This window comes from Mesorhizobium sp. M8A.F.Ca.ET.161.01.1.1 (assembly GCF_004792105.1).
Taxonomy (GTDB): Bacteria; Pseudomonadota; Alphaproteobacteria; order Rhizobiales; family Rhizobiaceae; genus Mesorhizobium.
The window spans coordinates 82,372-99,682 of the sequence record NZ_SRTD01000014.1 but is presented as its reverse complement, the minus strand read 5'-3'; the positions used below and the strand labels follow the sequence as shown (position 1 = coordinate 99,682).

The window sequence follows — 17,311 nt, the reverse complement described above, 5'->3', positions numbered from 1 at the left end:
GATATCTCGCGATCAAAACGGGTGGTGCAGCAGCGGCCGCGAGGCCGAGGATGAGGCTGAGCGTGATCATGCCGGTCTACAATCGCGAGGCCTATGTCGGCGCCGCGCTGCGCTCGCTGCTCAGGCAAGGCGATGCCGCCGATCTCGACATCATCGTCATCGACGACGGTTCGACCGACGGCTCGGTCGAGGCCGTGCGCGCGATGATGGATGATCATTCCTGCATCCGGCTGTTCCGGCAAGAAAACATGGGGGTGACCCGAGCGCGCAACAGCGGGCTCAGGCAGCTCAAGCCCGAGGCGGAACTGGTGTCGTTCCTCGATTCGGACGACATCTCGCCAGCGGGGCGCTTCGGAGCCGATGTCGAGCTTTTCCGGAAGAATCCCGATCTCGACCTGACCTATTCGAGGATGATGCTGGTCGACAAAATCGATGATGGGACCTTGGAGCCCATGGCGGACAGCAACAGCATCACGGTTCGCGGCATTCACCTGTCGGCGGCGATCTTCGCGCGCCGCCTCGTCGCGCGGATAGGCGATTTCGACGAGGATTTCGTCCAGGCCGAAGATACCGACTACCTGCTGCGCGGTTTTGAGATCGGCCCCAGATACGTGCTTCCCGACACGGTCGCGCTCTATTACAGACGGCATGCGGGCAACATGACGAGGCAAGAGGACGTCCAGTCGCGGGAATTCCTGCGCGCTATCTACAAATCCATGAAGCGGCGCAAGGCCGACCCGTCGCTGCGGCCGATCGAAGGGATCTTCGAGCTCGACAAACTGTCAGATTGGCGTGCCCTGTGATGGACGGATACGGCGTCGTCATACCGGCCTTCAACGCCAGCGGCACCATCGCCGAGACGCTGCGATCGGTTGCGGCGCAGACGGTGCGGCCGGAGCTGGTGGTGATCGTCGACGACGGATCAACCGACGATCTCGCCGCGGCGATGGGCGGAACGGACCTGCCGCTGCAATTGCTGCGCCAGGCAAATGCCGGACCGGGCAGCGCCACGACCAGAGGCATCGCCGCGCTGACGACGCCGTTCATCGCGACGCTCGACGCCGACGACCTTTGGCTGCCGACCAAGATCGAGGATCAGCTTGCATATCTGCGAGGATTGCCCGGCACATCGGGCGTCTTCTGCCATTTGCGAAACTTCCGCAATGACCGGCCCGATGCACCCGAGGACGCGGTCGTGCCCGGCTGGTCGCGGACCACGATGCTGATCCGGCGCGAGGTCGCCGAGACCGTCGGGCCGGTTGTCGATCCGCCGGGCGGTCGCGGCGAAATGATCGACTGGATCGCGCGGGCACGCGAGGCGGGCCTTGCCTTCGACATGATGGAAGAGGTGCTGGCGCTGCGCCGCATCAGGCCCGGCAGCCTGTCGTACGGACGCGATGCGACGCGCGACCGCGGCTATCTCGAAGTGGCGCGGCTGGCCATGTTGCGACGGGTCCGAAACAAGACCGGCGCGGACTGATGGCGCGCATCCGCCGCATCAGCCGCCGTTTCCCGGACTATGGCTGGCCCTGGCCGACGGGCGGGCTCGACCAGTTGCTCAAGGCCGCGCTTCTTGCCGACGACGACGCGGCCGCCGGTTGCGCGATGGAGTGGCTGAGCGCCAACGACATCGATCTCGTCTCCTTCAGGGAGCATCGGCTGCTTGCCGCCATCTGCGACCGGTTCGGCCGGAAATTGGCCGGCCATTCCGCCTATCCACGTCTTGTCGGCCTGCAAAAGATGCTGTGGACCAAGTCGCGCATGGCGATGCGCGAGGCCGAACCGGCGCTGCAGGCGATGACGGACGCGGGATGCCTGGTGATGCTGATCAAGGGTGCCAGCCGCATTGCCTTGGACGCGTCGGCGCAGCGAGGCAGGGTGGCGCACGACATCGACATATTGGTGCGGCCGCAGGACATGCGAACGGCGTTCGACGTGCTGCGCGACCGCGACTGGCAGATCGCCACCGGTGTGAGCCCGCAATATCTGAGGACAAGACTGGCGTCGTTGCGGTCGATGAACTTCTTCAAGGGCAATTATGGCGACATCGACCTGCACCAGCTTGCCTATGACGGTTCCCAGCAGAGCGACGAGGACGACCAGGCGATCTGGCGGCGGGCGGCGGCGGCCGAATTCAGTGGTGTCGGCGTGCTGGTGCCGTCGCCGGCGGACCGCATCGCGCTGGCCATCGCGCATGGCGGGCTCGACGCCCACACGCACAGCGATTGGCTGGTCGATTGCGCGGTAGCCATTCGCGTCGGCGACGTCGACTGGGACGTGTTCCTCGACGTTGTCGCCAGGCGTGGCCTTGCCGTTGCCGCAGCGGTGGCGCTCTCCTATCTCGCGCTCGAAATAGGCGTGGCGGCGCCGGACAGGGTGCTGGCGCGCCTGCTTGAGATGGCCGACCGTACAGGCCTTTCGCGCTGGTCGGCCATGCTGCAAGCCAAGCCACGGACCGACTTCGGCAGGCTGGTCTGGTTGTCGCGCGGCTTTGCCAAGCAGTTGCGTCTGCGACGCAAGAGCGGCCGGCTTCGGCAGGAGCCGCCCGCCAGGGCATGGCGCGGAAAAGCATGGCGCGACGGGCTGGCCCGCCGCGAGCAGCCGGAAGTACCGTCGCCCCTGGTATTCTCGCAGACCATACCTTGCCCGCCGACGGCAGGGGAGATGATGCTGGACATCACGGTCAGGATCAGCGTTCCGCCGGTCCGGCGCCGTATCGAAATGGAGATCAACCGGGATGACGACCACGTCGCGCGTCTGCGTGCGATGGCCATCAGCCGGTCCGGTGGGGAACGGGTGCTGCGCTTTCGCGGCAAGGTTACAGTCGACGGCCGGCAGCATGCCCTGACGCTGGAGGCGCGGCCGTCGCGGCAATTCCGCCAATGGGATGACCAGGCGACGGTCGCCGCCTATGGCGCATTGCCTTTCCATCTGGTCTCGGCGACCTTTTCGCCGCTGCGCTGAGATATCGGAGTTCACCCGCCAGGGTCGCGATGGCGGCACGAGCGGATCGAGCCCGATGGACACCCCGCGGAAGAGAGCCGAGGGCACGGCAATGGTTCACCGTGGCGATGATATCCGGCCGTCAGCTATCGTCGAGGTCACGCGTTCGCGAGCCCTTATGTCGGCAAGCATCCATGCCGACAGCGACAAGGGCACCAACACGCCGATGCCAAGCCCGATGCCGTTCACCAGATGAGCGATGGCAGGATAGAGCCAGACGAGCGCCAGGAAAATCCGGGGCATGCTGGCGCGCCTCGAAAACAGGTAGGCGACGGCAACGGCGAGACCGACGGTGTCGTAGCTGTAGCCGTACGGCGTCGCGACCGTTGCCAGCACGGCGGTGAGGACCACTCTTTCGCCATGCACGACCTGCCGCCGTGGCAACCAGACCCAGATGGCGGCGCAGATTGCGGCAATGGTCGCAGCGGCTTGCATCGCATAGGCCACTGTCAGCCCGGCGCCGCATGCGCGCGCCAGGAAGAACATGGTTGCGGCATTGGCCTGGTAGGGTTGCGGATAGGGTGCCTCCAGGATCGCCGTCATCAGGGGGCGGGTTTCGGTCCAGAACAGATGCCAGACGTCGAATCCGAGTGAGAGCCCGGTCAAAATGAACAGAGCCGCCGATGACAGAGCCGCTGCGGCGATGGCACGCCAGTTGCCGCTGGCCAGCAGGCAGAACGGCACCAGAATGCCCAGATGCGGCTTGATCGTCAGCAGACCGAACAGCAGCCCGGCCAGGATTGGCCGCTTCGGCGCCACCGCCAGTCCGCCAATGAGAAGAGCGGTGGTCAGGGCGCCGTTCTGGCCGAAGATGGCGTTGACGAAGACGGCTGGACACACAAGGACGGCCGCTTCGGCCAGCGTGCCCAGTTTCAGCGGCCGCACCGCCAGCCACAGGCAGAAGACGGTGCCGAAAGTCCAGATGAAATAGGCCGCAAAGATCGGCAGCAGCGCGAGCGGCGCACCGAAGATCAGGATGCTGGGCGGGTAGCTCCATTCCTGGTTGGGAAGATCGGGCGAAAACATCCGCCGCAAGGCCGCGCGATAGCTGTCGACGTCAAACAGCCAGGCTACATGGCCGTCGAGCGCCATGCGTCCGCCGGCCCACAGATTGGTGAAATCCCAATAAGGCAGCCGGTCGCTGAGTTCGGAGAAGCCGTGCTCGTCGAAGGTCCACAAGGCAAGATGGTAGCGCAGCCCGATCAGGATTCCGGTGCACAGCACAAGTGCCGCGAACCGAAAATCGGCTCGATTGCGGGCAGTCTGATCGGCCTGTGCCATTGCGCTGTTTCCAAGACCCTGTCCGCCTTGATAAGCGACGCGCGTTAAGATCGGCTTATGTGGAGGTCTCGCCGGGCTTCGTCACCCGCCGCAGCGTCAGATTGATCCTGCCGCCGTTCTTGAGCAGCGCCGAGGTCGAAGGGTAGATGCGGTCGACGCCATGGAAGGCAAGACGGCCCTCGCCGCCAAGCACGACTACATCGCCGCTTTTCAGCCTGAACGATTTGGTAGCGCCATCGCGCGTTGTCTGGCCGACCCTGAACAGACAGTCGTCGCCCAGCGAGACAGAGACTACGGGAGCCGAGAAATCGGCCTCGTCGCGATCCTGATGCAGGCCCATCTTTGCGTCGGGCGTGTAGAAATTGATCAGGCAGGCCTCCGGTGGATTCGGATAGCCCGACACCTGCCGCCACAGGTCGAGCAGGCTGTCGGGGATAGGCGGCCATGGCTCTCCGGTCAGCGGATGCGTCGGCTGGTAGCGATAGCCGCGTTCCTTGTCGGTGACCCAACCGAGCGGACCGCAATTTGTCATGCGCACGCTCATCTCCTTGCCGGTCCGCGGCATGGCCGGCACGAACAACGGCGCTTGCTGGACGATGCTCCTCACCTCCTCGACCAGCGTCTCCTGGACGGCGCGGGACAGATGGGCCGGCATGTGGCGGACGCCTTTGGGCAGAACGAGCATGGACTGGTTCACCTTGCTAATGTTCGGAGCCGCAAGATGCCACCATCACAGGCAGAGGGCGACCCGAAAGCCGTCGTCGTTTTTCACTGAAATTGCCCGGGCAGAACGCGCGGTGAATTCGTTTGCCCGATTGGCCAAAGGCGGTTGACGGGCACGATTGGCGTGCTGCTTAATCGTTCTCCACCCGACCGCGCAGCCTCTTCACTGTCGATCGCCCGGCCTTGGTCTTGAGCCGCCGCTCGACCGCGCCTTTCGACGGCCGCGTCTTCTTGCGCGGCGGCGGCGGTGGTTCGGCGGCCTTGGCGACCAGTGCCGTGAGCCTGGCCCGCGCATCGGCGCGGTTCTGTTCCTGGGTACGGAAGCGTCCGGCCTCGATGACGATGACACCGTCCTTGGTGGCGCGCTGGCCGGCAAGTTTTATGGTCCGCTCGCGCACACGGTCCGACAGGCCCTCGGCGTTCTGCGCGTCGAAGCGAAGCTGCACCGCCGTCGCCACCTTGTTGACGTTCTGGCCGCCGGGACCGGACGAGCGGATGAAATCCTCGTGCAAGTCGCCCGGGTGGATCACGGCCTCGCCTGAGATGATGATGTCGTCGTCGATCGGCATGCCGCAGTCATGGCGCGGCAGACCGAAAAAGAAAAGGCCCGATCGAAACCGGGCCTTCACTGGAACCACGCGGCAATGATGCTGAGCGGCTTGGCGATTACTCCGCCGCTTCCTGCATGCGAGGTGCTGCCCCCAGCACCACGGCGTCGACATGGCTTTCGAATTTCTCGAAATTGACGGCGAACATGCCGACCAGCCTTGCCGCCTGCCGGTCGTAGGCCGCCTTGTCCGCCCAGGTTGAGCGCGGGTCGAGAATGGCGCTGTCGACACCCGGCACCGCCACCGGCACCTCGAAGCCGAAATTGGCGTCGGTGCGGAAAGCGCCTGCCTTCAGCGAGCCGTCGAGGGCGGCAGCGAGCAGCGCGCGCGTCGCCTTGATCGGCATACGCTTGCCGGTGCCATGCGCGCCGCCGGTCCAGCCGGTGTTGACCAGCCAGCAATCGGCGGCATGGCGGGCAATCAGTTCGCGCAGAAGGTTGCCATATTCCGACGGATGGCGCGGCATGAAGGGCGCGCCGAAACAGGTCGAGAAGGTCGCCTCGGGCTCGGTGACGCCTTTTTCGGTTCCGGCGACCTTGGCCGTGTAGCCGGAGAGGAAATGATACATGGCCTGCGCCGGCGTCAGCCGGGCGATCGGCGGCATCACGCCGAAAGCGTCGGCGGTCAGCATGATGATGTTCTTCGGATGACTGGCGCGCCCGGTCTTCGAGGCGTTGGGGATGAAGTCGAGCGGATAGGCACAGCGTGTGTTTTCGGTGAGCCTGCCGTCATTGAAATCCGGCACTGCGTCGGCATCTAGCACGACATTTTCCAGCACCGTGCCAAAGCGTTGCGTGGTGGCGAAGATCTCCGGCTCGGCTTCCACCGACAGCTTGATTGTCTTGGCGTAGCAGCCGCCTTCGAAATTGAAGATGCCGTGCGGGCCCCAGCCATGCTCGTCGTCGCCGATCAATGTGCGGGACGGATCGGCCGACAGCGTCGTCTTGCCGGTGCCCGACAGGCCGAAGAAGATGGCGGCATCGCCGGCCGGTCCTTCATTGGCCGAGCAGTGCATCGGCATCACGCCCTTCTCCGGCAGGAGGTAGTTGAGCATGGTGAACACCGACTTCTTCATCTCGCCGGCGTAGGAGGTGCCGCCGATCAGCACGATCATGCGGGTCAGGTCGACGGCGATCACCGTTTCGGTGCGGCTGCCATGGCGGGCGGGATCGGCGCGGAAGGACGGCAGGTCGATGATCGTCATGCCGGGCACGAACTGTTCGAGTTCGGCCGCGTCGGGACGGATGAGCAGGTTGCGGATGAACAGCGAGTGCCAGGCAAATTCGGTGATCACCCTGGTGGGCAGCTTGAGCTCCTCGTCGGCGCCGCCGACCAGATCCTGTACATAGAGATCCTTGTCCTCGGCGTGGGCCTGGAAATCGGCGAGCAAAACGTCGAATTGAGCCGGCGAGATCGCCTTGTTGTTGTCCCACCAGACATGCGGCTCGGTGGCGCCGTCGCGAACGACGAACTTGTCCTTGGGCGAGCGGCCAGTGTGCTGGCCGGTCTCGGCGACGAGCGCGCCATGGGCGGTCAGCCGGGCTTCGCCGCGCCGGATCGCTTCCTCATAGAGGGCGGCCGCGCCGAAATTGTAGCGCACCATGCCGGAGGTTTTCAGACCGATACGATCGATCGCGCAGGCACGATTGCGTTTGCCGATTTCCGACATTGGAGACCTTTCTCAAGATTTGCCGCATCTTTGCCGGCGTATTTCCGGCACACCCGCCAAGCAGGCCAGGATGGTCAGAACCAGAAAAGCCAAATGATATCAAATCATTAATCGATTTAAATATTTTGAAAGTTGTTTAAATCGTTTATATATGCGAAAAGTTTCGTGGTTGCCCAAAGGATTGGTGATGTTCGTTCGTCCAATCCGTGTCGAGGTTGAATTGTGGCCGGCGGCACCCTGCTCGTGACAGCGGACAAGGCCTACGCCACATTTTGTACCTAATTTGTCCTGCAAAAGCCCCTTCTCTACGAAAGAAGGGACAGCTCATGAGGGAGCCGCTTGAAATGGCAACAATCGCGCTTGTCGATGACGACCGCAACATTCTGACGTCGGTGTCGATCGCCCTCGAATCCGAGGGATATCGTGTCGAGACCTACACGGATGGTGCGTCCGCGCTGGAAGGCCTGGCGGCGCGGCCGCCGAATCTCGCCATCCTCGACATCAAGATGCCGCGCATGGACGGCATGGAGCTTCTGCGCCGGATGCGCCAGAAATCCGACCTGCCGGTGATCTTCCTGACCTCCAAGGACGATGAGATCGATGAATTGTTCGGTCTCAAGATGGGCGCCGACGACTTCATCCGCAAACCGTTCTCGCAGCGCCTGCTGGTCGAGCGGGTGCGCGCAGTATTGCGCCGGGCCAGTGCCCGCGAGGCCGCGGCAAAAGCGCCCAGCCAGCAGGCTCGCTCGCTCGAACGCGGCCAACTCGTCATGGATCAGGAGCGCCATACCTGCACCTGGAAGGGCGAGCCGGTAACGCTCACCGTCACCGAGTTCCTGATCCTGCATTCGCTGGCGCAACGCCCCGGCGTGGTAAAAAGCCGTGATGCGCTGATGGATTCGGCCTATGATGAGCAGGTCTATGTCGACGACCGCACGATCGACAGCCACATCAAGCGGCTGCGCAAGAAGTTCAAGGCCGTCGACGACGACTTCGAAATGATCGAAACCCTTTACGGAGTCGGATACCGGTTCCGCGAAGCGTAAAGCCTAGGCAGGAGCTGCTATTCGATGGCAGTGGAAGCACAACGAAGCAGACCGGCGGCCGCTGCCAGGCGGCCGTCGCGCATCATGCCGTCCTTCGTGTCGAAATTCACGGTGCCGATGCGCCGATTCCTCGGCCACCATATCTTTTCCAGCCTGACGCGGCGTATCCTCTTCCTCAATCTCGCCGGGCTGGCGGTGCTCGTCACCGGCATCCTCTACCTCAACACCTTCCGCGACGGTCTGATCGACGCGCGCGTCGAAAGCCTGATGACGCAGGGCGAGATCATCGCCGGCGCCATCGCGGCGTCGGCGACGGTCGAGACGGATTCGATCAGCATCGACCCGGAAAAGCTGCTCGAGCTGCAGGCCGGCGAAAGCCTGGGACCTGGCTCGGACCAGCTCGATAATCTGGATTTTCCGATCAATCCGGAGCGCGTGGCGCCGGTGCTGCGGCGGCTGATCTCGCCGACCCGCACCCGCGCCCGCATCTATGACCGCGACGCCAACCTGCTGCTCGATTCACGCCATCTCTATTCGCGCGGCCAGATCCTGCGCTACGACCTGCCGCCGGTCGAAGAGGAAGAACCCGACCTTGTCGAGCGCGTCCAGAAATTCATCTTCGACTTCTTCCGCAACACCGACCTGCCGGTCTATCACGAGCAGCCGGGCGGCAACGGCGCCGCCTTTCCGGAAGTGGTCAAGGCGCTGACCGGCAGCCCGTCGACCATCGTGCGTGTCTCGGAACAGGGCGAGCAGATCGTCTCGGTGGCGGTGCCGATCCAGCGTTTTCGCGCCGTTCTCGGTGTGCTGATGCTGTCGACCGAAGGCGGCGATATCGACAAGATCGTCGCCGCCGAACGCAAGGCGATCCTGCGCGTCTTCGGCATAGCGGCGCTCGTCACCGCCATCCTGTCGATGCTTTTGGCCTCCACCATCGCCAACCCGCTGCGCCGGCTGTCGGCGGCGGCCGTGCGGGTGCGCCGCGGCGTCAAGAGCCGCGAGGAAATCCCCGACTTTTCCGACCGCCAGGACGAGATCGGCAATCTGTCGATAGCCGTGCGCGACATGACCAACGCGCTCTATGCGCGCATCGAGGCGATCGAGAGTTTCGCCGCCGATGTTTCGCATGAGCTGAAGAACCCGCTGACGTCGTTGCGCAGCGCCGTCGAGACGTTGCCCCTGGCGAAGAATGACACCTCGCGCGCGCGTCTGATGGAGATCATCCAGCATGACGTCAAACGGCTGGACCGCCTCATCACCGACATTTCCGATGCCTCCCGCCTCGACGCCGAACTGGCGCGCGAGGACGCGGGAACCGTCGACCTGAAGAAATTCGTCACCGACCTCGTCGCTGTTTCGCGTGAAACGACGCGCAACAAGAAGGCGGTCGAGATCGAGCTCAAGGTTGCCAAGCTGCCGCAGGGCGCCAAGGGCTATGTCGTCGTCGGCCATGACCTGCGCATCGGCCAGGTCATCACCAACCTGATCGAGAACGCCCGCTCCTTCGTGCCCGAGGACCATGGCCACATCAGCCTGTCGCTGGCGCGCGCCGGCAAATTCAACATCCTAACCGTCGACGACAATGGTCCCGGCATCCGCGCCGACACGATCGACCGGATCTTCGAACGCTTCTACACCGACCGGCCGGCCGGCGAGGCGTTCGGCCAGAATTCGGGGCTTGGCCTGTCGATCTCCAGGCAGATCGTCGAGGCCCATGGCGGCACGCTGACCGCCGAAAACATTCCCGGCACCAAGCCCGGCGAGATCAAGGGCGCACGCTTCGTCGTGACGCTGCCGGCCGAGGGATGACCTTGGCTCTGATATAACCATGCCCGAAGCCGCCGCGCAGCCTGAAAACATCCACGGAACCGCGATCCTGATCGGCGATCGCGGCGTCCTCATCACCGGGCCGTCCGGCGCCGGCAAGACGACACTGGCGCTGACACTCCTGGACCACTGCTGGGCGCGCGCGCTGTTCTCGCGGCTGATCGGCGACGACAGGCTGTTTGCCTCGGCCCACGCCGGGCGGCTGGTCTGCCGCGTGCCGCCGACCATCGCTGGTCTCGCCGAGGTGCCTGGGTTCATGCCGCGCCCGCTGCCATTCGAGCCGGGCGGCGTGATCGACCTGCATGTGCGGCTTGTGCCGAAGGCGGAAATGGCCCGTTTCCAGGAGGAACTGAGCGAGCCGGTCGCGGGCTGCCCGGTGCCGCGTATCGACCTTGCCGAGCGCAACGCCGCCACAGCCTTGCCGGCCATCATGGCGCGGCTGTCGATCGCGCCTTTTCTATGATCCGCCCTGGGTTTTTTGCTGCAATGCGTCAAAATGGCATGGGCCGGCGCAATTTTGGGCTTGTCAACGGGCCGCGCGTCGACAAGATAGCGCTCCCGCCGCCTGGATTGGCTGGCGAGCATAAAATGCGCCTGTGAAGCGGCGATGACGGGAGCCACCAAAGAATGATCGGACTCGTGCTTGTAACGCACGGTCAACTGGCCACCGAGTTCCGACATGCCGTCGAACATGTCGTCGGGCCACAAGACAATTTCGAAACCGTGGCGATCGGTGCCGACGACGATATGGAGCAGCGTCGCCGCGACATCGTCGACGCGGTCGCCCGTGTCGATACAGGGGCAGGCGTGATCGTGCTGACCGACATGTTCGGCGGCACACCATCCAACCTGGCCATCTCGGTGATGGAGTCCGGCCGCACGGAAGTGATCGCCGGCATGAACCTGCCGATGCTGATCAAGCTGTCGTCGATCCGCAAGGGTGACAACATGGCGGCGGCGCTCGATGAGGCGCAGGCCGCGGGCCGCAAATACATCAATGTCGCCAGCCAGCTTCTGAGCAGCAAATGAACGCGATATTCCCGGAAAAAGACCAGATCGTCCGGGAGTTTCCGATCGTCAACCAGCGCGGCCTGCATGCGCGCGCTTCGGCGAAATTCGTCCAGCTCGCCAGCGGCTTCGACGCCTCTGTCCATGTCGAGAAGGACGGCGTCCAGGTCGGAGGCACCTCGATCATGGGCCTCATGATGCTGGCCGCCAGCCCGGGATACTCGATCCGCGTCACCGCCAGCGGCCCGGAGGCGCTCGAGGTCATGGATGCGCTGGAGCAGCTCGTCGCCTCCCGTTTCGGCGAGGAGTGCTGACCCCGAAGTCATCCCTTCGGGACATGCACGAATAAAGATTTCTTTATATCCCATTGTCGTGTGAAGCCTGATCTGCTAGTCAGGCCGGCAATTCGCGCCCTTGGAAATGTCTTCCGGCACGGGCGCATCCGCAAACAATTCGCACGCACGCATCGGAGCACTGCCATGACGGGTAGCAAGGACTATGTGGTCGCCGACATCTCGCTTGCCGGCTGGGGCCGCAAGGAACTCGATATCGCCGAGACCGAAATGCCGGGCCTGATGGCCTGCCGCGAGGAATTCGGCGCCAAGAAGCCGCTCAAGGGCGCGCGCATCACCGGCTCGCTGCACATGACCATCCAGACGGCGGTGCTGATCGAGACGCTGAAGGTGCTCGGCGCCGATATCCGCTGGGCTTCGTGCAACATCTTCTCGACCCAGGATCACGCCGCCGCGGCGATTGCCGAGGCCGGCATTCCGGTCTTCGCCGTCAAGGGCGAAAGCCTCGAACAGTACTGGGACTACACCGACAGGATCTTCCAGTGGGCCGATGGCGGCCTCTCCAACATGATCCTCGATGATGGCGGCGACGCCACCATGTACATCCTGATCGGCGCCCGCGCCGAGGCCGGCGAGGACGTACTGTCCAATCCGCAGAGCGAGGAAGAGGAATACTTCTACGCCCAGGTCAAGAAGCGCCTGAAGGCTTCGCCGGGCTTCTTCACCAAGCAGAAGGAAGCGATCCGCGGCGTCACCGAAGAGACGACGACCGGCGTCAACCGGCTCTACCAGTTGCAGAAGAAGGGCCTGCTGCCCTTCCCCGCCATCAACGTGAACGACTCGGTCACCAAGTCGAAGTTCGACAACAAATATGGCTGCAAGGAATCGCTGGTCGACGGCATCCGCCGCGGCACCGACACGATGATGGCCGGCAAGGTCGCGGTCGTCTGCGGCTACGGCGATGTCGGCAAAGGCTCGTCGGCCTCGCTCAAGGGTGCCGGCGCCCGCGTCAAGGTCACCGAGGTCGACCCGATCTGCGCGCTGCAGGCGGCGATGGACGGTTTTGAAGTGGTCACGCTGGAAGATGCGGCACCGACCGCCGACATCGTCATCACCACCACCGGCAACAAGGATGTCGTCACCCTCGACCATATGCGCTCGATGAAGGACATGGTGATCGTCGGCAACATCGGCCATTTCGACAACGAGATCCAGGTCGCGTCGCTGCGCAATCTGAAGTGGACCAATGTCAAGCCACAGGTCGACATGATCACCTTCCCTGACGGCAAGCGGATGATCCTCCTGTCGGAGGGCCGCCTGCTCAATCTCGGCAATGCCACCGGCCATCCGAGCTTCGTCATGTCGGCATCCTTCACCAACCAGGTGCTGGCCCAGATCGAGCTCTACAGCAAGGGCGAGCAGTACCAGAACCAGGTCTATGTGCTGCCCAAGCATCTCGACGAGAAGGTCGCGCGCCTGCATCTCGACAAGCTCGGCGCCCGCCTGACCGAGCTGTCGGGCGAGCAGGCCGCCTATATCGGCGTCACGCCGCAGGGTCCGTTCAAGCCGGAACACTACCGCTATTAACCAAAGCCGAATTTACTACAAGATATTGAGGCCGGGCGATTGACTTTTCGCTCGGCTTTATTTTTGCGCCGAATGATTCTTCACGCCGATTCCAGCAGGCGCTATTGTTGTGATTCGCGGGCCCAGGGGCGAGGACCGGCGCACGCGTCAGGGCGGTCTTGCATTCAGGCGGCGAAGAGGACCAAGACATGCCGGGGGAAAACCCGCTTCACGCGGGACAGGCCGTTTCCGGCGGCCACGACGATTCGGGGATCATGGGCTCCGCCGCACGCGGCGAGCGCCTTTCCTGGCGTGCCCGTGCGGGATTGCTCCTTGCCGGCTCCGCTCTTGCCAGCCCCTTGGCGGGCGCGGTCGCGCATGCCCAGGCGGCCGGCGCCGCGGTGGCCGGCCTGTCGATCAGCACCGTCGAGGTCGTACAGCTGGCGGTGTTCGTCGGCGTAACGGGTACGGCATTCCTGTCGGCCATCGTTCTCATCCGCGAACGGGCGCGTACCTCGGCGGAGAATGTCGAGCTGAGAAGCCGCGTCGCCGATGTCAGCGCGGCATTGCGGCGTTCGGAAGCGCTGCTCAATTTGCGCGACCAGCGTGTCGTCGTCTGGGCCTCGGAAAACAAGAAGCCCGAACTCATCGGCACATTGCCGACCGAGAGCGGCGCGCCGGAGGAACGGGCCGCGTTCCTCGCCTTTGGCCGCTGGCTGATGCCGCGTTCGGCGGCGGCACTCGAACACGCCGTGGCGGGTTTGCGCGAAAAAGGCAGGCCGTTCGACCTGGTGATCGAATCCCAGGCCGGCGCTCCATTGGAGGTGCATGGCCGCAAGAGCGCGGCCCATGTGCTGGTGCGGTTTGTCTCGCTGTCCGAGACACAGCGCAGCCAGGCCCGGCTCAAGATCGACAACCAGCGGCTGGCCGCCGACCATGACACGATGATCGGCCTGCTCGAGGCGCTGAAGATGCCGGCATGGCTGCGTGACGAGCATGGCCGCCTGAAATGGGTTAACCGGGCCTATGCCGACGCGGTCGAAGCCGAAAGCGCGGAAGCCGCCGTGCGCGATGCCAAGGAGTTCCTCGGCGGCCAGGCGCGCGACGCCATCGCCACGCAGCACAAATCGCATCCGGTGTTCGAGCAGTCGCTTTCGACGGTGATCGAAGGGGACCGCCGTGTGTTCGCCGTGACCGACTTTGCCGGCGCCGACGGTTCGGCCGGCCTTGCCTGCGACACCAGCGCCATCGAGGCCATCCGTGGCGAATATGAGCGGACCGTGCGCAGCCACGCCGATACGCTCGACCAGCTCAACACCGCGGTCGCCATCTTCGACACCGACGAGAAGCTGCGCTTCTTCAACCAGGCTTTCCAGAAACTGTGGGGGCTCGACAGCGGCTTCCTGCACAGCGCGCCCGACAACGCCCTTTTGCTCGACCGCCTGCGCAGCGAGGGCAAGATCGCCGAACAGCCGGAATGGCGTCGTTGGAAGGAAGCCCTGCTCGGCGCCTACCGTGCCGTCGAATCACAGGAACACTGGTGGCATCTGCCCGACGGCAAGACGATCCGCGTCGTCGCCAATCCGCAACCCAAGGGCGGCGTCACCTGGGTGTTCGAGAACCTGACCGAGAAGATGGATCTCGAAAGCCGCTACCGCACCGCGGTTCGGGTCCAGGGCGAAACGCTCGACAATCTGGCGGAAGGCGTCGCGGTGTTCGGCCCCGACGGCCGGTTGCGCCTGTCGAACCCGGCCTTCGCCACGCTATGGGGATTGGACGCGGAAGCCGCCAAGCCCAACGTGCACGTATCGGCCATACGCGAGCTCTCCGATCGGCAAGCGGTCGAGAGCCCCTGGCCCGGCTTCGTCGCCGCCATCACCGGCTTCGACGACGAGCGCCGCGACCGCCACGGCCAGACCGAGCTCAACAACGGCACCGTGCTGCGTTACGCCGTGATTCCGCTGCCCAACGGGCAAGTGATGATGACCTTCGTCGACGTTACCGACAGCGTCCATGTCGAACGCGCGCTCAAGGACAGGAACGAGGCACTCGAGAAATCGGACCAGCTCAAGAACGAATTCGTGCAGCATGTGTCCTACGAACTGCGTTCGCCGCTGACCAACATCATCGGCTTCACCGAGCTGCTGTCGCTGCCGGCGACCGGCCCGTTGACACAGAAGCAGCGCGAATATGTCGAGCATGTCGGCTCGTCCTCCTCGGTGCTGCTGACCATCGTCAACGACATACTGGACCTTGCGACCGTCGATGCCGGCATCATGCAGCTCGACATTTCCGAAGTGCATGTCGATCGCACCATCGCGGCCGCCGCCGAGCTGGTCGCCGACCGGCTGGAGGAGCATTCGATCCGGCTTGCGGTCGACGCCGCCGCCGCGCCGAAGACGTTCCATGGCGACGAAACCCGCATCCGCCAGATCCTCTACAATCTGCTGAGCAACGCCGCCAATTACGCGCCGGAGGCCAGCACGATCCGGCTGGCCTGCCGCCAGCTGGCGGACGGGGTCGAGTTCTCGGTCCACGACGACGGACCCGGCATGCCGCCCGATGTGCTCGATTCGGTGTTCCGCCGCTTCGAGCCGCGCACCAATGGCGGCCGCCGCCGCGGCGCTGGCCTCGGCCTGTCGATCGTCAAGAGCTTTGTCGAACTGCATGGCGGCGCCGTTCGCATCGAAACCGGCAAGGACAAGGGCACGACCGTCATCTGCACCTTTCCAGACATGCCGGGTATCCGCGCAGCGGCCGAGTAGCGCACTCGATGACGGAACCGGTGCTGGAGCGTTTGCTCGCCGACGAGACCCAGACGGCGCGACTGGGCGAGGATCTGGCGCTGGCGCTGCGCGTCGGCGACGTGCTGGCACTCAAGGGCGATCTCGGCGCCGGCAAGTCGACGCTGGCAAGAGCACTCATCCGAACACTGGCCGACGATCCCGGTCTCGAAGTGCCGAGCCCGACCTTCACGCTGGTTCAGAGCTACGACACGCGCATCCCGGTCCATCATTTCGATCTCTACCGCCTGTCCTCGGCGGCCGAGCTCGACGAGCTCGGCTTCGAGGAAGCAATCGCACAAGGTGCCGCCCTCATCGAATGGCCCGAACGGGCTGATGGCTATCTGCCCAAGACGACGGTGCTGATCGAACTCGTCCAGCATGGCGAGGGCCGGCTGGCGCTCCTGTCGGGGCATGGCGCGACCTTCGACCGTGTCGCGCGCTCGCTGGCCATGCGCGGCTTCCTCGACAACGCCGGATGGGGGCAAGCGCGGCGCCGGCATTTCATCGGCGATGCGTCGGCCCGTTCCTACGAGATCGTGTCGCTTGCCGGCGAGGCGCCGCGCGTGCTGATGAATTCGCCGCGGCTGGTGCTCGGCCCTCCCGTGCGCGACGGCAAGCCCTATGCCGTGATCGCCCACACCGCGCGGTCGGTGTCCGCTTTCGTCGCCATCGACCGTGCGCTGCTGGCCGCCGGCGTCGCGGTACCCAGGATCGATGCGCAGGATCTCGACCAGGGCTTCCTGCTGCTCGAGCATCTGGGTTCGGAAGGCTTCCTCGCCGGCAATGGCGAGCCGGTCGCCGAACGTTACGAGGCGGCGGCCGAACTGCTTGCCATGATGCATGGCAAGACCTGGCCGCACCGCATGGAGGCGGCACCCGGCGTCGTTCATGACGTGCCGCCCTTCGATCGCGATGCCATGCTGATCGAGGCGGACCTGCTGATCGACTGGTACGTGCCGGCGATATCGGGCGGCCCGGCGAGCGACGCGCTGCGTTCCGGCTACCACAGGACATGGAACGCGCTTCTCGACCGGCTGCAAGGCAGCGAATACACGCTGATGTTGCGCGACTTCCATTCACCCAACATCATCTGGCGCGGCGAGCGGTCCGGCCTCGACCGGCTCGGCATCGTCGACGTGCAGGACGCGCTGATCGGTCCCGCCGCCTATGATGTCGCCTCGCTTGCCATGGACGCCCGCGTCACCATCCCGCCCGAGATTGAACAGCGGACGCTCGATGCCTATGTCGCGGCGCGTCGTGCAGCGGGCGGCTTCGATGAAGCAGGCTTCCTCGAAGCCTACGCAATCATGGCCGCACAACGCAATTCCAAGATCCTCGGCATTTTCGTGCGCCTCGAAAAACGTGACGGCAAACCCTATTATCTCAGGCACCTGCCGCGCATCCGCGACTATCTCAGGCGGGCGCTGTCGCATCCCGCGCTCGCCGAGCTGCGGGATTTCTACAGCGCGCACGGGCTGCTGGAGGAACGAGCGCTGTGACA

The 17,311-nt window shown here is 64.5% G+C and carries 15 protein-coding genes; 11 read left to right on the top strand and 4 right to left on the bottom strand.

Features of this window, described 5'->3' with window-relative positions:
* Positions 1–50: 50 nt before the first annotated feature.
* From EN804_RS26910 to EN804_RS26900, 3 genes are read left to right on the top strand one after another with little or no spacing between them, the layout of a single operon-like run.
* Positions 51–803 (top strand): glycosyltransferase, encoded by a 753-nt coding sequence (locus tag EN804_RS26910; protein WP_135862491.1) that lies wholly within the window; start codon positions 51–53, stop codon positions 801–803.
* Complete coding sequence (locus tag EN804_RS26905) at positions 803–1,480, top strand: glycosyltransferase family A protein (RefSeq protein WP_127873341.1); 678 nt, start codon at positions 803–805, stop codon at positions 1,478–1,480. The genes EN804_RS26910 and EN804_RS26905 overlap by 1 nt, the downstream gene beginning before the upstream one ends.
* Entirely contained in the window at positions 1,480–2,964 is a 1,485-nt protein-coding gene (locus tag EN804_RS26900) for a nucleotidyltransferase family protein (RefSeq protein ID WP_189524575.1), read from the top strand. The genes EN804_RS26905 and EN804_RS26900 overlap by 1 nt, the downstream gene beginning before the upstream one ends.
* Positions 2,965–3,060: 96 nt before the next feature.
* Here EN804_RS26900 and EN804_RS26895 read toward each other — a convergent pair whose 3' ends face one another.
* The 4 genes from EN804_RS26895 to EN804_RS26880 form a co-directional block, all read right to left on the bottom strand.
* Positions 3,061–4,284 carry a glycosyltransferase family 87 protein gene (locus EN804_RS26895; protein WP_245511841.1) on the bottom strand — a complete coding sequence of 408 codons (1,224 nt, stop codon included), beginning with the start codon at positions 4,282–4,284 and terminating at the stop codon, positions 3,061–3,063.
* A 55-nt stretch (positions 4,285–4,339) separates the two neighbouring features.
* Positions 4,340–4,969, bottom strand: coding sequence for an alpha-ketoglutarate-dependent dioxygenase AlkB (locus EN804_RS26890; RefSeq protein ID WP_127275656.1), 630 nt, complete (start codon positions 4,967–4,969; stop codon positions 4,340–4,342).
* 169 nt (positions 4,970–5,138) lie between these two features.
* Positions 5,139–5,576: an alternative ribosome rescue aminoacyl-tRNA hydrolase ArfB gene (gene arfB / locus EN804_RS26885; RefSeq protein WP_127275655.1), complete on the bottom strand. Its 438-nt coding sequence runs from the start codon at positions 5,574–5,576 to the stop codon at positions 5,139–5,141.
* Positions 5,577–5,673: 97 nt separating this feature from the next.
* A complete protein-coding gene (locus EN804_RS26880) occupies positions 5,674–7,284 on the bottom strand; it encodes a phosphoenolpyruvate carboxykinase (protein WP_135921736.1) in 1,611 nt (536 codons plus the stop codon).
* Positions 7,285–7,628: 344 nt separating this feature from the next.
* Here EN804_RS26880 and EN804_RS26875 point away from each other — a divergent pair, with 344 nt between their 5' ends.
* From EN804_RS26875 to tsaE, 8 genes are all read left to right on the top strand, one after another.
* Positions 7,629–8,330, top strand: a complete 702-nt coding sequence (locus EN804_RS26875; protein WP_010912942.1) for a response regulator transcription factor — start codon at positions 7,629–7,631, stop codon at positions 8,328–8,330.
* A 24-nt stretch (positions 8,331–8,354) separates the two neighbouring features.
* Positions 8,355–10,139: a sensor histidine kinase gene (locus EN804_RS26870; RefSeq protein WP_127275653.1), complete on the top strand. Its 1,785-nt coding sequence runs from the start codon at positions 8,355–8,357 to the stop codon at positions 10,137–10,139.
* Positions 10,140–10,158: 19 nt separating this feature from the next.
* On the top strand, positions 10,159–10,620 hold the full coding sequence (locus tag EN804_RS26865; protein WP_135921735.1) for an HPr kinase/phosphorylase: 462 nt from the start codon (positions 10,159–10,161) through the stop codon (positions 10,618–10,620).
* A gap of 164 nt (positions 10,621–10,784) precedes the next feature.
* Positions 10,785–11,186 (top strand): PTS sugar transporter subunit IIA, encoded by a 402-nt coding sequence (locus EN804_RS26855; RefSeq protein ID WP_010912939.1) that lies wholly within the window; start codon positions 10,785–10,787, stop codon positions 11,184–11,186.
* On the top strand, positions 11,183–11,479 hold the full coding sequence (locus EN804_RS26850; RefSeq protein WP_135921734.1) for an HPr family phosphocarrier protein: 297 nt from the start codon (positions 11,183–11,185) through the stop codon (positions 11,477–11,479). The genes EN804_RS26855 and EN804_RS26850 overlap by 4 nt, the downstream gene beginning before the upstream one ends.
* Positions 11,480–11,644: 165 nt before the next feature.
* A complete protein-coding gene (ahcY, locus tag EN804_RS26845) occupies positions 11,645–13,045 on the top strand; it encodes an adenosylhomocysteinase (RefSeq protein WP_135921733.1) in 1,401 nt (466 codons plus the stop codon).
* A gap of 188 nt (positions 13,046–13,233) precedes the next feature.
* On the top strand, positions 13,234–15,789 hold the full coding sequence (locus EN804_RS26840) for a PAS domain-containing sensor histidine kinase (protein ID WP_135921732.1): 2,556 nt from the start codon (positions 13,234–13,236) through the stop codon (positions 15,787–15,789).
* 8 nt (positions 15,790–15,797) lie between these two features.
* Positions 15,798–17,309 carry a tRNA (adenosine(37)-N6)-threonylcarbamoyltransferase complex ATPase subunit type 1 TsaE gene (gene tsaE, locus EN804_RS26835; RefSeq protein ID WP_135921731.1) on the top strand — a complete coding sequence of 504 codons (1,512 nt, stop codon included), beginning with the start codon at positions 15,798–15,800 and terminating at the stop codon, positions 17,307–17,309.
* Positions 17,310–17,311 lie beyond the last annotated feature (2 nt).

What these genes read in the sequence shown, in the direction of transcription:
- EN804_RS26910 (WP_135862491.1), top strand. Translation starts at nt 51, where the DNA reads ATGAGGCTGAGCGTGATCATGCCGGTCTACAATCGCGAGGCCTATGTC.
- EN804_RS26905 (WP_127873341.1), top strand. Translation starts at nt 803, where the DNA reads ATGGACGGATACGGCGTCGTCATACCGGCCTTCAACGCCAGCGGCACC.
- EN804_RS26900 (WP_189524575.1), top strand. Translation starts at nt 1,480, where the DNA reads ATGGCGCGCATCCGCCGCATCAGCCGCCGTTTCCCGGACTATGGCTGG.
- EN804_RS26895 (WP_245511841.1), bottom strand. Translation starts at nt 4,284, where the DNA reads ATGGCACAGGCCGATCAGACTGCCCGCAATCGAGCCGATTTTCGGTTC.
- EN804_RS26890 (WP_127275656.1), bottom strand. Translation starts at nt 4,969, where the DNA reads ATGCTCGTTCTGCCCAAAGGCGTCCGCCACATGCCGGCCCATCTGTCC.
- arfB (WP_127275655.1), bottom strand. Translation starts at nt 5,576, where the DNA reads ATGCCGATCGACGACGACATCATCATCTCAGGCGAGGCCGTGATCCAC.
- EN804_RS26880 (WP_135921736.1), bottom strand. Translation starts at nt 7,284, where the DNA reads ATGTCGGAAATCGGCAAACGCAATCGTGCCTGCGCGATCGATCGTATC.
- EN804_RS26875 (WP_010912942.1), top strand. Translation starts at nt 7,629, where the DNA reads ATGGCAACAATCGCGCTTGTCGATGACGACCGCAACATTCTGACGTCG.
- EN804_RS26870 (WP_127275653.1), top strand. Translation starts at nt 8,355, where the DNA reads ATGGCAGTGGAAGCACAACGAAGCAGACCGGCGGCCGCTGCCAGGCGG.
- EN804_RS26865 (WP_135921735.1), top strand. Translation starts at nt 10,159, where the DNA reads ATGCCCGAAGCCGCCGCGCAGCCTGAAAACATCCACGGAACCGCGATC.
- EN804_RS26855 (WP_010912939.1), top strand. Translation starts at nt 10,785, where the DNA reads ATGATCGGACTCGTGCTTGTAACGCACGGTCAACTGGCCACCGAGTTC.
- EN804_RS26850 (WP_135921734.1), top strand. Translation starts at nt 11,183, where the DNA reads ATGAACGCGATATTCCCGGAAAAAGACCAGATCGTCCGGGAGTTTCCG.
- ahcY (WP_135921733.1), top strand. Translation starts at nt 11,645, where the DNA reads ATGACGGGTAGCAAGGACTATGTGGTCGCCGACATCTCGCTTGCCGGC.
- EN804_RS26840 (WP_135921732.1), top strand. Translation starts at nt 13,234, where the DNA reads ATGCCGGGGGAAAACCCGCTTCACGCGGGACAGGCCGTTTCCGGCGGC.
- tsaE (WP_135921731.1), top strand. Translation starts at nt 15,798, where the DNA reads ATGACGGAACCGGTGCTGGAGCGTTTGCTCGCCGACGAGACCCAGACG.